This is a genomic window from Archangium violaceum (assembly GCF_016859125.1).
GTDB lineage: Bacteria > Myxococcota > Myxococcia > Myxococcales > Myxococcaceae > Archangium > Archangium violaceum_A.
Genome location: NZ_CP069338.1, coordinates 5065344 through 5077907, shown reverse-complemented (window position 1 = coordinate 5077907; position 12564 = coordinate 5065344). Strand labels below are relative to the sequence as shown.

Below are 12564 nucleotides of genomic sequence, written 5' to 3'. Positions count from 1 at the left end.
CATGACCGCGGCTGTCAGCATTCCCGCCCCTGCGGCGTTCCCGCTCGCCAAGCGCATGTCGCGGATGAAGGCGTCCGCCGTGCGGGAGATCCTCAAGGTGGCCGAGCGTCCCGACGTGCTCTCCTTCGCCGGAGGGCTTCCCGCGCCCGAGCTGTTCCCGGTGGAGGCGATCGCCCAGGCGCATGCCGAGGTCTTCGCCGAGGAGGGCCGCGCCGCATTGCAGTACAGCACCACCGAGGGCTACGGGCCCCTACGCGAGTGGATCTGCTCCCACCTGGGCGAGCGCGGTCTGCACGCCGCGACGGATCAGGTGCTCATCACCAACGGCTCGCAGCAGGGCATCGACCTGGTGGCCAAGGTGATGCTGGATCCGGGCGACCTGGTGGTCGTGGAGGACCCCAGCTACCTCGCCGCGCTGCAGACCTTCAGCGGCTACGAGGCCTCCTTCGCCGTCGTGGGCAGCGACGATGATGGCATGCGCGTGGAGGAGCTGGAGCGGCTCGTCGCCGGCCGCAAGCCCAAGCTCATCTACCTGGTCCCCAACTTCCAGAACCCGAAGGGCACCACCCTGTCGCTGGCGCGCCGGCACGCGCTCGTGCGCTTCGCCCAGAAGCACCGCATCCTCGTCCTCGAGGACAACCCGTACGGTGAGCTGCGCTTCCGGGGCGAGCACCTGCCCTCGTTGGCCTCGCTCGACAACGAGGGCGTGGTCATCACCCTGGGGACGTTCTCGAAGACGCTGGCGCCCGGGCTGCGTATCGGCTGGGCCGTGGGGCCGCGCGAGCTCATCCGCACCCTGACCGTCGCCAAGCAGTCGGCGGACCTGCACACCGCCACGGTCGCGCAGCGAGCCACCGCGCGGCTGCTGTCGCGCTTCGACTACAACGCCAACCTGGACAGGCTGCGCGCCATCTACGGAGAGCGGTGTCTGGCGATGCTCGCCTCGCTCGAGAAGCACATGCCCGAGGGGACCCGGTGGACGCAGCCGGATGGTGGCATGTTCCTGTGGGTGGAGCTGCCGCGGGGCATGAGCGCGGACGTCCTCTTCCCGCTGGCGCTCGACAAGCGCGTCGCCTTCGTGCCCGGCTCTCCCTTCTTCGCCGGCACGCCGCGCGGTGAGTTCATGCGCCTGAACTACTCCAACCGCCCGCCGGAGCTGATCGAAGAGGGCATGCGCCGGCTCGGCGCGGTCATCGCCGCCCAGCGCTGAGGCAGGGCATTCCGCTCGGACGTCAACCCGGAGTCCGAGCGATTTCCACGTGCGCGCCGCGACCGGAGCGCTATCTAGAGCGCCCATGTCCGCGAACTGGAGCTCCTTCGACGTCGCCCTCGTCACCGCGTCCACCTATCCCGAGTGTCTGCCCGACGAGGCGCTCCTCGCCGAAGCGCTCGCCGCTCGGGGGCTGAGGGCGGGACCTGTCGTCTGGGATGATCCCTCGGTGGACTGGAGCCACTTCCGGCTCGCGTTGATCCGTACCGCCTGGGACTCGGACAAGCGCCGTGATGAATTCGTGACCTGGGCCGAGCGTGCTGGCGCTCGCTGCCCGCTGTGGAACCCGCCCGAGGTGCTCCGCTGGAACACGCACAAGGGCTACCTGCGTGACCTCGAGGCGCGCGGCGTGGCCATCGTGCCCACCACATGGCTGGAGCGAGGTTCGACGGTGGACGTGAAGGCGCTGCTCGCCGAGCGCGGCTGGAGCGATGCGGTGGTGAAGCCGACGGTGTCCGCGGGCGCTCGAGACACGGTGCGGGTCCGGGGGCCCCAGGATGTCCCCGCCGCGCAGGCGCTGGTGGAGCGCGTCCTCCCGCTCAAGGACATGATGGTGCAGCCCTACCTGTCCTCGGTGGAGAGCTACGGCGAGCGCTCCATCCTCTTCCTGGGTGGCGAGCACACCCACGCCATCAAGCGGCCGGCGGCCCTATCGGGAGAGCCGGGGTACGATCCCACCGCCGCGGAGCCAGCACCCTCGGCCGAGGACGAGCGCGCCTTCGCCCATCAGGTCCTCGCCGCCACCGGCTTCGAGCTGCTCTACGCCCGGGTGGACGTGGCGCGGGACGAGCGGGGCGGGCTCCTGCTGATGGAGTTGGAGATCACCGAGCCCAACCTCTTCCTCCGGCAGGGAGGACCGCGCGCGGTGGAGCGACTGGCGGACGCCATCGCCCACAAGGCCCGCGCGCGGTAGACACGTCTACCGCGCTCACTGCGCCTGCTGACCGGGACCCAGCAGGGCCCTGGCCTGCTTGCGCCGCCGCAGCTCGCCGCGGATGAGCCGGGCCTCGCGCCCACCCTGACCCGCGATGGCGCTGTTCTCCTGCGCGCGACGGATGAGGTACGGCAGCACGGCGCGCACCGGTCCATAGGGCAGGTACTTGGCGACGTTGTAGCCAGCCTTCGCCAGGTTGAACGAGATGTTGTCGCTCATCCCATAGAGCTGGCTGAAGAAGACGCGCGGATCATTCGCGGCGATGCCGCGCCGGCCGAGCTCCTGCATCAGCAGCTGGCAGCTGGCCTCGTTGTGCGTGCCGGCGCAGAGCGCCATCCGGTCGAGGTGCTCCAGGCAGAACAGCACGGCACGGTCATAGTCGGCGTCGGTGGCGGCCTTGTCCGGTTGGATCGGATCCGCGTAGCCGCGCTCCTTCGCGCGCTGCCGCTCCTTCTCCATGTACGCGCCACGCACCAGCTTGGCGCCGAGGAAGTACCCCTTGCTCCTGGCCCGCTCCAGCGCCGCGCGCAGGTTGCCCAGGCTCGCGGTCCGGTACATCTGGTAGGTGTTGTAGACGAGGGGCCGCTCCCGGTTGAAGCGGGCCATCATCTCCTCTCCCAGGCCGTCGATGACGTCCTGGATCCACGTCTCCTCGCCGTCGATGAAGATGCGCACGCCCAGCTCATGGGCGCGCTGGCAGATGCGCAGCACGCGCTCGCGCACCCGCTCCCATTCGGCCTGCTCGTCGGCGCTGAGCGACTCGCGCGCACCGAGCTTCTCCAGCAGGCCGAAGCGCGCCAGGCCCGTCACCTTGAAGACGCTGAAGGGAATGTGCGGATGGGTCGCCGCCCACTCGATGGTGGCGAGCGTCTCGCGCGTGGTGGCATCGAAGCCGGCCTCGGACTTCTCCCCCTCCACGCTGTAATCGAGAATCGATTGGACCCCAAAACGTCCCAGCATCTCGATGGCCGCATCGCACTCCTGAATGCTCTCGCCTCCGCAGAAGTGCTCGAAGACGGTGTGCTTCACGACCAACCGGACACCGGGAAAGCCGATGCGCAGCAGCCAGGCCGACAGGGGAATGCCGGCGCGCACCAGCAACGGCTGCTCCAACGAGGAGAAGAGCAGGTGTGCCTTGCGCATCTGCGCATCGCTCTTGGTGGCGAAGGCGATGGCCGTGTTGTCGAACGAGACCTGGGGAGGAGACCCCACGGGGTGCTCAGGGGAGGAAGGGGCGAGTGCGGACATCGGCCGCCGGGCTACATGGTTTTCACGGCCGCATCAAGCCGAGGGGGGTGGGCGGCGCGTCGCGGTGCAAGCCTGGCTGCACGGACTGAACACACGCCCACACTTCCCATCCAACTCCCCGCTGTCACTCCTCCGTGACGCCGCACTGCGACAAACGCCACGGGGAGGGCTGACTACTTGGACTCGGGCTTGGCGCTCTCGGGCAGCGCGGGAGCGGCAGCGGTCACGGGGAGGCGCGGAATCACCAGGTTCCGGTACTCGGTGGCGAGCGTCTCCGGCGTCATCTCCTCCTGCCACTGCTTGGGGTTGGTGTTCCAACCATAGTCGGCGGGCACCATGCCGCCGCCCTGGCTCTTGTAGCCAATCATGTCCGGGAACTTCGAGGACCAGCGGCCGGCCGGATCCGACTCACGGGTGATGGGCTCGCGATTGGGCCGGGGCGTGTAGTTGCTCTTGCTCATGAGACGTGACTCCTAGCAGGTGCGAAGCCTCTCCGGAACCCCCACGCGGGGCCGGAGGATGCCCGGGCCCCGGGTGAGCTACGCGGGCCCGCTCGCTGCCCGCTCGACGGAGGGGCCCCCGGCCCGGGAGCGCCGCTGGCTCCGCCGCGACACCGGAGGCAGCCAACGCGGTCCGAGCTCGAAGACGGCCGCGAAGTAGCGTGCCTGCGCCTCACTGCCGTAGCGATAGCGCCGTACCTCTCCTTCCCCGAGGGTCACCTCCACGCCCCAGCTCTTCCGATGTCGGCGAAGCGTGATTCGAGAGATCTCCATACCCACCCTTCCCCTCCTGGAACGCCGTCTCCCTTGAAAGCGGCGTGCCAACGGGAACGCCTGAACACGACGGGTTGCGGTGTGTGGCCGTGAACAAGGGGGCGAGGGACGGGAGGAGCTACAGGCCCGCCTGCCTGCCTGCCCTCCGAGGGTGCACGAAAAGCAGGCCCGGCGACTTGTGGGCGCGGATTGCTGCGTTACGTGAAGGGGCATGAACGCATCGACCGAGAAGAACACGGGTGACACCGTTTCCGAATTCACTCTGCCCGAGGGCTGCGTGCTGTGTGGTGGCGCGGTCACCATCCGCAGTACGCCGGGAAGTGGCTCGCACAGCTACTGCCCTCACTGCCACTGGCTGTCGCGCACGCGGCTGCGCATGCACAGGGGAGGACTGGAGATCTCCTACGCCACGAAGGCGTTCGCGTAGGCAGCAGGAAGCTCCGAGCCGGGCCCCTCCTCACGGAGCCGCGCGTCCCTCGGAGCGGATACTCGTTGAACCCCCGCCAGCACTCAATGCAGGAGCCACAGGGCGCAAGGCACCGTGGCGAACGACAGGGGAATGCCCAGCCCCACCATGAGGGCGGAGAGCTCGGGGTCCAGGCCGTTGTCCGCGGCGAGGATGGCTCCAGTGACCATGGGAGCCATGGCGGCCTGGAGCACGGAGACGTCGAAGGTGAGACGGCTCATGCCGGGCACCGCCAGCAGCAACAGCGCGATGGTGAGTGGAGCGAGCGCCAGCTTGTAGCCAAGTCCCAGCACGAGCGCGCGCACCCGGCCCTTCACCTGTGAGAACCGGAGCTGGAAGCCCACCGAGAAGAGCGCGAGCGGGGTGAGCAGGTCTCCCAGCCGGCCGAGCACCACGTCCACCCAGGCGGGCCAGTTCCACGGGTGCAGGAGGAAGGCGATCACCAGCGCGATGAAGGGGGGAAAGCCCAGCACCTTCTTCAGCAGCGTCTTCGGCCGGGCATCCTTCGCGGCGGCGCGCGCGGCGAACAGCGTGGCCACCGTCCCCAACGCGAGGAACGAGCCGAGCTGATCAATGACCACCGCCACCTGCAGCCCCTCGCGGCCCATGAGACCCTCGATGAGCGGCAGGCCCACGAACGCGGTGTTGCTCAACCCACCGGTGAGGACGAGCGCCGCCACCGTCTGGGGCGTGAAGCCCAACCGCGGGCCCACCGCGCGGAAGAAGAGCCACGCGCCGCCGAAGACGAGCCAGGGCGTGACGGCGGCGACGAGCAGTTCGGGGACGAGCGTCAGCCGGTGCACCGAGCGCAGCACCAGCGCGGGCAGCGCCACGTTGAGGACGTAGGCGTTGAGCGCCAGCGCCGTCTGCTCCGGGAAGCGGCCGCTGCGCCGGGCGATGGCTCCGAGGATGAGGCTGGCGGCGAGCAGTCCAACGAGCTGACTCACGAGGATCTCCTCCGCGCCTTGTGCTGTAAATCCGGAGGGAGCACCAGAACATCGCGTGTGGCCGCGGAACGCCCCGAGAGGGCGGCCCCCTCTCATTTGACAAGAATCTGACCGCCTCTATAGGGTACGAGATTCCTTCCTCAAAGGAATATTCGTGCGACTTTGGAATACCGGGGCGTATGTCCTCGCACTCCTGGTGGTGGCTTGTGGTGGGCAGAGCGGAGTGATGGACGTGGAGCAGCAGGCGGCGGGCACGCTGCGGCTTCCGCTGGTCTCGCCGTCTCCGGATGGCAAGCTCTACCGGCTGGTGGGGGCGACGTTCGACATCACCGGGCCGCAGACGGTCACCCTCACGGACACGTCGGCGGAGATGGTGCACACGACGCTGCTGGCCGGTTCCTACACCATCGAGCTCAAGGGCCCCTGGCACCTGGAGAGCACGGACGCGCCCGGGACTCCCGTGCCCGCGCAGATGATCTCTCCCAACCCCCTGCCGTTCTCCGTGACCAAGGAGGAGCTGACCGAGGTTCGCTTCCTGTTCAAGGTGCCCGGGAATGGCGACGCGAGCGTGGGCATCAAGGTGGACAACGGGGGTTGGCTCTCCGGGACCCTCCACTTCACCCAGCGCGAGGACCCGACCAGTGGGCCGAGCGTCTTCGATGAGCTGGTGGGCCAGAGCATCCCCTTCGTCATCAGCTTCGAGTCGGCCACGCTCAACAAGAACAACTGGTCGTCGTGGAAGGAGTTGTCGGTGGATGCCCACCCCCCCCTCACCCTCCAGTTCGGGGGGGCTCCCTCCGCGCTGCTGGAGCGCGTCGCCGCGTCCATGAGGGACGTGCCGTTCTCCTTCTCCCTGAGGGCCACTCCGGAGGGCTTCGTCCAGTTCAGCAACATGCACATGTGGGGCCCCACCTTCATGATCCAGATGAACGAGAGCGTTCCCTTCTCCGGGAAGTTGGACGCGGAGGGCTACCCCACCGCGCAGTCCTTCGAGGTCGAGGCCAACACGTTCATCCGGAGCGTCTCCGGCAATTACGACGGGGTGTATGGCCCCGCGAACGTGAACGGCACGCCGTGAGCCCCCTCCGGCGACGCTGCTCCTCGCGCCGCCGTGCAACACCCCGGGCCCGCGTGCTCACAGCGCGCGCGGGTTCCGGGACAACGCGAATCCCCCTCTTTTCGCGTTCCGGAAGTTTCTGGCTAGACTGTCCGCATCCATCCGACCGCCCTGTTCAAGGGGGAGCGTAAAGACATGTCGCAGGAGACTTCCGGAAAGAAGCGTGCCCTCAAGCGCCCCATCGAGGAGATCCGCGCGGAGCTGATGAAGGATCCTGACACCGCGCGCATCGCCAAGGCCGTCAACATGGAGCTGCCGGCCTACGTGGAGAAGGTCCTCGACTACCTCCAGCACCCGGAGAAGAAGCCGGTGTTCGAAGTGGCCGACGAGGCCGACCTGCGCGCCACCGGCTATGAGCCCATGGACGAGAAGGGCGTCCATGATCTGTTCGCCGCCGTCGTCAGCGGAGACCTGGAGCCGGGCTCCCAGTACCGCAAGTCGGGCTTCGACGCCGCCGGGGCCGCCGGCCGGAAGGGTCCCGTCACCGAGGTGCCCGCCAACGGCGTCGTCCCCTCCGCGCCCGAGGATGCCTCCACGCGCCAGGATTTGATGGACCAGATCAAGAAGAGCAGCGTCCCCCGCGGCTAGCCCTTCGGAAGGGGGGCACGAAAAAATCGGGATCACGCAACCTTTATTCGCCTCCCCCGAGAATCCTTCTGAAGCCTCGAGCAACACGGGCGTCCACTTCTCTCTCTCCAGCACAAAGAGGTCTGTCATGGGTTTCATCAAGGGCATCACCAACGCGATCAGCAACGCGGCGAAGAAGGTCGGTGAGTTCGCGGGCAAGGTGGCGGATATCGCGGGCAAGGCCGTGAAGATCCTCCAGTCCCCCCAGGAGGCCCTGAGCGGATTCGTGAAGCAGGCCGCGGGCGGTCTGCTGGACAAGCTCCCGTTCAACCTGGGCAACATGATCAAGCCCTTCGCGGAGAAGGCCATCGACGGTGCCCTGTCGCTGATCTCCAAGGGCAACCTCGGCTCCATCTTCGAGTTCGCCAAGAAGCTGGCCCCCAAGGTCAGCCAGCTGGCCGACTTCGCCGAGGCGGTGAAGCAGACCGCGGAGAAGGTCGGCGCGTTCGCCAACAAGGATGTCGGCGCGAGCGTCACGCACAACCTGCAGGAGGTGTTCTCCTCCGCTCAGGCCGAAGCCCTGGCCGCGCGCTACGCCGCCTAATCCTCGCGAGCTCGCGAGAGTGCCTGGAGTCCTCGGGGCCGGTCCTCCGCTTCAAGCGGGGCCGGCCCTTCGGCTTTGCGGGCTCGGGCCGGTGGTGACCCCCGTCACCAGGTGGTGAGTCCCGTCACCGCCCCGCTCGTGCTCCTGGCCGAGCCAACCCACTGAAAACAGGGAGATTTCTGGCGCTCTGGGGCCCTCCAGGCCTGGCACGCCGCGCGCAATGGGACGGAGCACACCTCCAGAGGGCGCGACGATGCGGAAGAAACGACTGGGTGACCTGCTTCGGGAGAACGGACTCCTGGACGAGCTGCAGCTGCGTGCGGCGCTGGGAATCCACAACAAGTGGGGCGTGCCCCTGGGGCAGGTGGTGGTGGACATGGGCTTCTGCACCGCGCACCAGGTGCTCGACGTCCTGGCCAGTCAGGTGCAACTCCCGACGGTGGATCTGGACGCGGAGCTGTTGGATCCCCGGCTGGTGGACGTGCTGCCCGTGCAGGTGGCGGAAGCCTACCGGGTCATCCCCCTCCGGCTGGAGGGACCTCGCGACTCGGTGTTGGTGGTGGCCACCGCGGCCCCGGCCCATCTCCCGTCCATGGATGAGGTGGCGCACGTGACCGGCAAGGCGCGGGTGGTGACGCTGCTGGCGACCGATGCCGCCATCTCCCAGGCCCTCGAGCGGCTCTACTACCCCCATCTGATCGGCGCGCGGCGCCCGGTGGAGCCGATTCCCCTCCCCGAGGCGGATGAACACCTGCCGCTGGTGACGGATCGCGCCGAGTACCTGATGATGGTGCAGGGCGGTGTCCTGGCCTCCACCGTCGAGCAGGGTGGCCTGCCCGTGATGACGCCGCTGACGGAGGAGCTCCCGACCCATGCCCGTCCCACCGAGCCGGAGATGCCGCGGGTGGAGGTGGCGTCCAGGCCCTCGCTGGCCTCGAGGCCCGAGGTGGAGCCCGCACCGGACGTCTGGGTGTACGGCTGGGGCGTCAAGGCGACCCGTGGATTGTTGAAGCTGCTGGAGGACGAGGGGCTGCGGACGCGGGTGGCTCGCACCGAGGACGTGCGGAACGCGAGCGAGTGCGCGGTGGTCCTGGCACCGCTGCAGTCGGTGGAGAGCGTGAAGCGGCGGGGGCTCCGGGCGCGGCTGCTGCTGGCGGGCCGGGTGCGTGACGAGGAGCGGGCGCGGGCCCTGGGTGCGCGGGCCTTCCTCTCCGGGCCCCTGCGCTCGGACCTGTTGATCGACGCGGTCCGTGAACAGGTGCAGGCCGGCCGCACGGCACTGCGTCAGGTGGGCTGAGCCCCCAGCACGAGCTTGCGCGCGGGGCTCGCCGCGAACGTGGCGAGGCTCGCCAGGGCCACCACCGCCAGGCTCGCGATACCGGTCGCGTCCCACTGGAGGAGGGGCAGGCCGCGCAGGGCCTGGAGCGCGAGCACCCCCGTCAGGCCCACGTAGGCCACCCCCGCGGCCCGGACCAGGGCCAGGCGACGGGACTCGGACAGGGACCGCCGCCGCGCGAGCAGCACCGCGAGCACGGGCAGCACCTGCATGCCGTGCAGCCCGAGGAAGTGCGCCGGCCGCATGTCTCCCGCCGTGGTGCTCCAGCCGACGAGCGGCAGGCCCGGGCCCCCATCCTTCCCACCGAAGGTGTGCGAGCCCGACTCCACCGGCGCGCCGTCCTTCATGCTCGCGACCTGCTCGGCGCGCGGCGACGTCATGAAGTACCCCAGCCCCGCCCCCAACACCCCCACCACCAGCCCCACGCGCAGCGCCGAGGCCAGGGGGCGATCCTCGAGCTTCGTCCGCAGCAGCACGAAGGCGAGCACCATCATCGTCCCCCACAGCACCGTGATGACGATCCCCATGCTCGAGAAGACGGCGGCGTCGAACGGCGTCGCGATATTGAAGTGGCTGCGCACCCCGCGCGCCGCCTGGAGCGTGATGGCCACCATCTCGAGCGCGCCGCACACGGACAGGATGTTGCCCACGACGCGCACGAACCGCTGGCGCTCGTGAAGGAAGCCGAGGAAGTACAGGACGGTGGCGTTGTAGAGGGCCAGCGAGACGTAGAACTTCAGCGGCTTCAGCCAGAGGGACTCGCCCAACAACTGGCGCGAGTCGAGGACGAGCCCGGCCGCGGAGAGCAGGGCACCGAGGAGCATCACCCCGGTGCCGAGGGCGAGGGCCGGCGAGAGGGCCCAGGCTCGACTCCAGAGGGCGCGCGGCGAGGACGAGGCGGAGGTCTTGGACATGGGGTTCTCCAGGAATGGCGAGGAGGGAAACGGAGCTCAGGTGCCGGGAACGGGGAGCGGGGCCACGGCCGAGCGGAAGCGGCGCGACACCAACCGGACGACCGCGTAGGCCAGGTAGCCCACCGGTCCCAGCATGAAGGTCATCAACAGGCACGGCACGATGAGCAGATGCGGGATGCCCCGGCGCTGGGCATCCGCGAGCACCACCCTGCCCACCAGGAAGTCGAACGCGAGGTAGTGGATCCACCCCGCCAGCAGCATTCCGGGGCGATGGAGCGCCACGTCGATGTGCGCCAGCGTGTCGAACTCACGCAGCAGGCCCGGCAGGTGGGGCGCGACCAGCGCCAGGTACAGCACCCCGATGCCCAGGGGCAGCACGTCGCTCTCCAAGAACCACCGCGTCACGCGCGCCCGGGGCGCCAGCACCATCGACAGCCAGCCCAGCAGCACCGGAACGTTCAGCACCTTCAGGATCAGCTCTTCATTCACGAACCACCTCGGTGGAGCGCGCGCACGTGTCACCGCCGCGCCTGATGTTGACAACGTAAACACCAAAGTTGTCGCTGTCAACATCCCCCCCGGGCCCGAGCCCGGCAGGTCCCCTCCAAGGACGCTCAACGGCTGTCGCCGCGACGCGCGAGCACCTCGCCAGCGGGAGACACGGCGTAGGACTCGAACCAGCCTGGAAACCGGGTCCTCGCTCCCCCACACCTGTCGAACCGCTCGTCCACGGTGACGTAGTACAGCTCGCGCCACTTGAAGACCCGGACGTCCAGCGCCTCCGCGGGGCTCGAGCATTGGGCGAAGACGTCACTCTGGGGGCCGAACGACTGGATGACTTCCCGGAGGGCCGCACTGGCGGCGAGCGCCGCCGGACCATCCATGGCGCCCAGGCTGGAGGCCTCCGCCACGTCCTTCCTGTCCGGCCAGAGACTCCAGCGGGAGACGGTGCGGGGAGTGCGAGTCATTGCGAGGCCACCTCCATCAACGAGACCTGGCCATCATCCAGCAGCACCCGCGCGCCGAGCATCATGCGGGGACACGCTCTTCATCATGATTTCATCACGGGTGCAGCACCGCGGGAATCGACGAGGGCCCGCGCACCACCATCGAGCGGTGCCACACCACCGGCTCCGACCCCGGCGATACCCCACCGCACCGCTCCAGCAGCGCCTCCACGGCCAGCCGCGCCTCCATCCGCGCGAGCAGCGCACCGATGCAGAAGTGCGGGCCATGGCCGAAGGGCAGCTGCGAGGCGGGCCGGTCGATGTCGAAGCGATCTCCGTTCGGGAACAACGCCTCGTCCCGGCAGAGCGAGCCCAGCAGCACCACCACCGGCGCCCCCTTGGGCAGGCGGACGCCCCCCAACTCCACCTCCTCCGTGGTCACCCGCAGCAGCCCGTGGCCCGGTGCACCGGTGCGCAGCACCTCCTCGACGAAGCGGGGGATGAGCGAGCGATCCGCGCGCACCCGCGCCATCACGTCCGGGTGCTCCATCAGCGCCAGGACGCACAACCCCAGCAGTTGCACCGTCGTCTCCAGCCCGCCCAGCAGCATCAGGAACAGGAAGGCCATGATTTCATCGTCCGTGAGGGCCTCGCCCTCCACCCGGGCCCGGAGCAGGTCGCTCACCAGGTCCTCGCCGGGCTCGCGCCGGCGGTGCTCCACCACCTCGCCGAAGTAGCGCTTCACGTCCGCGACGGCCCGACGCACCGGCTCCTGGCGCTCGGTCTCATCCGGACGGATGGCGGTGACGCTGGTGAGCTGGTCCGCCCAGTGCTTGAGCTGAGAGTGCAGTGAGGCGTCCAGCCCCAGCAGGTTGCCGAGCACGAACGCGGGCACGGGCAGCGCGAAGGCCGGGACCATGTCCACCGGGCTCCCCAGGGGCAGCCGGGCGACGACCTCCCGGGCGAAGGCGCGCACGCGCGGCTCCATCCGGTTGACCGCCGCGGAAGTGAAGGCGGGGTTGATGAGCGTCCGCAGCCGCCCGTGCTGGGGAGGATCCATCGCGCTGATCGACCGCGACGCGGGGTTGCCGCCCAGCCACGGTGGGTTGGTCGCCAGCCCGAAACCCGCCGAGGAGAAGAGCCGCGGGTTCTTGAGCACGAACATCCCCTCCTCGTAGCGAGCGACGGCCCACATGCCACCCGGGTCCACCTGGCTCACGGGAGCATTGCGGCGCAGCTCCGCGTACAGATGAAAGGGGTTCGCCTTCAGCTCGGGTGTCATCAAGTTGGGGCGGCCACTCATGGGCGGGTCTCCAGGGAAGAGGCAGAACGCTGTAAACCGTACACCCAAGTAACGTCACGGGGCAGGCGAACGGACGAGCCACTCAGCCCCACCCGGTCCCTCCCGTTCGAAGCCAGCGGACCGCTCGGCGCCTGCCTG

General features: G+C 69.0%; 15 protein-coding genes. 7 read left to right on the top strand and 8 right to left on the bottom strand.

What is annotated here, in order from left to right; translation table 11 throughout:
• Position 1 precedes the first annotated feature (1 nt).
• Positions 2 to 1210: a PLP-dependent aminotransferase family protein gene (locus tag JQX13_RS21790; RefSeq protein WP_203410848.1), complete on the top strand. Its 1209-nt coding sequence runs from the start codon at positions 2 to 4 to the stop codon at positions 1208 to 1210.
• An 85-nt stretch (positions 1211 to 1295) separates the two neighbouring features.
• The gene (locus JQX13_RS21785) at positions 1296 to 2183 is read left to right on the top strand and encodes an ATP-grasp domain-containing protein (protein ID WP_203410847.1); all 888 of its coding nucleotides are present in this window, start codon (positions 1296 to 1298) and stop codon (positions 2181 to 2183) included.
• Positions 2184 to 2198: 15 nt separating this feature from the next.
• Here the strand turns inward: JQX13_RS21785 and JQX13_RS21780 are convergent, their stop codons facing one another.
• The 3 genes from JQX13_RS21780 to JQX13_RS21770 form a co-directional block, all read right to left on the bottom strand.
• Positions 2199 to 3416: a proline dehydrogenase family protein gene (locus JQX13_RS21780; protein ID WP_203410846.1), complete on the bottom strand. Its 1218-nt coding sequence runs from the start codon at positions 3414 to 3416 to the stop codon at positions 2199 to 2201.
• 209 nt (positions 3417 to 3625) lie between these two features.
• Positions 3626 to 3913 (bottom strand): hypothetical protein, encoded by a 288-nt coding sequence (locus tag JQX13_RS21775; RefSeq protein WP_203410845.1) that lies wholly within the window; start codon positions 3911 to 3913, stop codon positions 3626 to 3628.
• Positions 3914 to 3991: 78 nt separating this feature from the next.
• On the bottom strand, positions 3992 to 4225 hold the full coding sequence (locus JQX13_RS21770; RefSeq protein WP_203410844.1) for a hypothetical protein: 234 nt from the start codon (positions 4223 to 4225) through the stop codon (positions 3992 to 3994).
• 211 nt (positions 4226 to 4436) lie between these two features.
• Here JQX13_RS21770 and JQX13_RS21765 point away from each other — a divergent pair, with 211 nt between their 5' ends.
• Entirely contained in the window at positions 4437 to 4652 is a 216-nt protein-coding gene (locus JQX13_RS21765; protein WP_203410843.1) for a hypothetical protein, read from the top strand.
• An 83-nt stretch (positions 4653 to 4735) separates the two neighbouring features.
• Here the strand turns inward: JQX13_RS21765 and JQX13_RS21760 are convergent, their stop codons facing one another.
• Positions 4736 to 5638 (bottom strand): AEC family transporter, encoded by a 903-nt coding sequence (locus JQX13_RS21760; protein ID WP_203410842.1) that lies wholly within the window; start codon positions 5636 to 5638, stop codon positions 4736 to 4738.
• Positions 5639 to 5792: 154 nt separating this feature from the next.
• Between JQX13_RS21760 and JQX13_RS21755 the strand changes: the two genes are divergently transcribed.
• The 4 genes from JQX13_RS21755 to JQX13_RS21740 all read left to right on the top strand — a co-directional run bounded on the left by JQX13_RS21755 (position 5793) and on the right by JQX13_RS21740 (position 9223).
• A complete protein-coding gene (locus JQX13_RS21755; protein ID WP_203410841.1) occupies positions 5793 to 6716 on the top strand; it encodes a hypothetical protein in 924 nt (307 codons plus the stop codon).
• A 174-nt stretch (positions 6717 to 6890) separates the two neighbouring features.
• On the top strand, positions 6891 to 7343 hold the full coding sequence (locus JQX13_RS21750; protein ID WP_203410840.1) for a hypothetical protein: 453 nt from the start codon (positions 6891 to 6893) through the stop codon (positions 7341 to 7343).
• Positions 7344 to 7470: 127 nt separating this feature from the next.
• Entirely contained in the window at positions 7471 to 7926 is a 456-nt protein-coding gene (locus JQX13_RS21745; protein WP_203410839.1) for a hypothetical protein, read from the top strand.
• A 253-nt stretch (positions 7927 to 8179) separates the two neighbouring features.
• Positions 8180 to 9223: an ATPase gene (locus tag JQX13_RS21740; RefSeq protein ID WP_203410838.1), complete on the top strand. Its 1044-nt coding sequence runs from the start codon at positions 8180 to 8182 to the stop codon at positions 9221 to 9223.
• Here the strand turns inward: JQX13_RS21740 and JQX13_RS21735 are convergent.
• The 4 genes from JQX13_RS21735 to JQX13_RS21720 form a co-directional block, all read right to left on the bottom strand.
• Positions 9211 to 10176 (bottom strand): hypothetical protein, encoded by a 966-nt coding sequence (locus JQX13_RS21735; RefSeq protein ID WP_203410837.1) that lies wholly within the window; start codon positions 10174 to 10176, stop codon positions 9211 to 9213. The genes JQX13_RS21740 and JQX13_RS21735 overlap by 13 nt on opposite strands.
• 36 nt (positions 10177 to 10212) lie before the next feature.
• A complete protein-coding gene (locus tag JQX13_RS21730) occupies positions 10213 to 10665 on the bottom strand; it encodes an ABA4-like family protein (protein ID WP_203410836.1) in 453 nt (150 codons plus the stop codon).
• A 125-nt stretch (positions 10666 to 10790) separates the two neighbouring features.
• Positions 10791 to 11144, bottom strand: a complete 354-nt coding sequence (locus JQX13_RS21725; protein WP_203410835.1) for a hypothetical protein — start codon at positions 11142 to 11144, stop codon at positions 10791 to 10793.
• Positions 11145 to 11238: 94 nt separating this feature from the next.
• Complete coding sequence (locus JQX13_RS21720; RefSeq protein WP_203410834.1) at positions 11239 to 12426, bottom strand: cytochrome P450; 1188 nt, start codon at positions 12424 to 12426, stop codon at positions 11239 to 11241.
• Positions 12427 to 12564: the final 138 nt, after the last annotated feature.

Excerpts from the sequence above, each read along its gene's own strand:
- JQX13_RS21790 (WP_203410848.1), top strand. The coding sequence starts at position 2 with ATGACCGCGGCTGTCAGCATTCCCGCCCCTGCGGCGTTCCCGCTCGCC.
- JQX13_RS21785 (WP_203410847.1), top strand. The coding sequence starts at position 1,296 with ATGTCCGCGAACTGGAGCTCCTTCGACGTCGCCCTCGTCACCGCGTCC.
- JQX13_RS21775 (WP_203410845.1), bottom strand. The coding sequence starts at position 3,913 with ATGAGCAAGAGCAACTACACGCCCCGGCCCAATCGCGAGCCCATCACC.
- JQX13_RS21770 (WP_203410844.1), bottom strand. The coding sequence starts at position 4,225 with ATGGAGATCTCTCGAATCACGCTTCGCCGACATCGGAAGAGCTGGGGC.
- JQX13_RS21765 (WP_203410843.1), top strand. The coding sequence starts at position 4,437 with ATGAACGCATCGACCGAGAAGAACACGGGTGACACCGTTTCCGAATTC.
- JQX13_RS21750 (WP_203410840.1), top strand. The coding sequence starts at position 6,891 with ATGTCGCAGGAGACTTCCGGAAAGAAGCGTGCCCTCAAGCGCCCCATC.
- JQX13_RS21745 (WP_203410839.1), top strand. The coding sequence starts at position 7,471 with ATGGGTTTCATCAAGGGCATCACCAACGCGATCAGCAACGCGGCGAAG.
- JQX13_RS21740 (WP_203410838.1), top strand. The coding sequence starts at position 8,180 with ATGCGGAAGAAACGACTGGGTGACCTGCTTCGGGAGAACGGACTCCTG.
- JQX13_RS21735 (WP_203410837.1), bottom strand. The coding sequence starts at position 10,176 with ATGTCCAAGACCTCCGCCTCGTCCTCGCCGCGCGCCCTCTGGAGTCGA.
- JQX13_RS21725 (WP_203410835.1), bottom strand. The coding sequence starts at position 11,144 with ATGACTCGCACTCCCCGCACCGTCTCCCGCTGGAGTCTCTGGCCGGAC.
- JQX13_RS21720 (WP_203410834.1), bottom strand. The coding sequence starts at position 12,426 with ATGAGTGGCCGCCCCAACTTGATGACACCCGAGCTGAAGGCGAACCCC.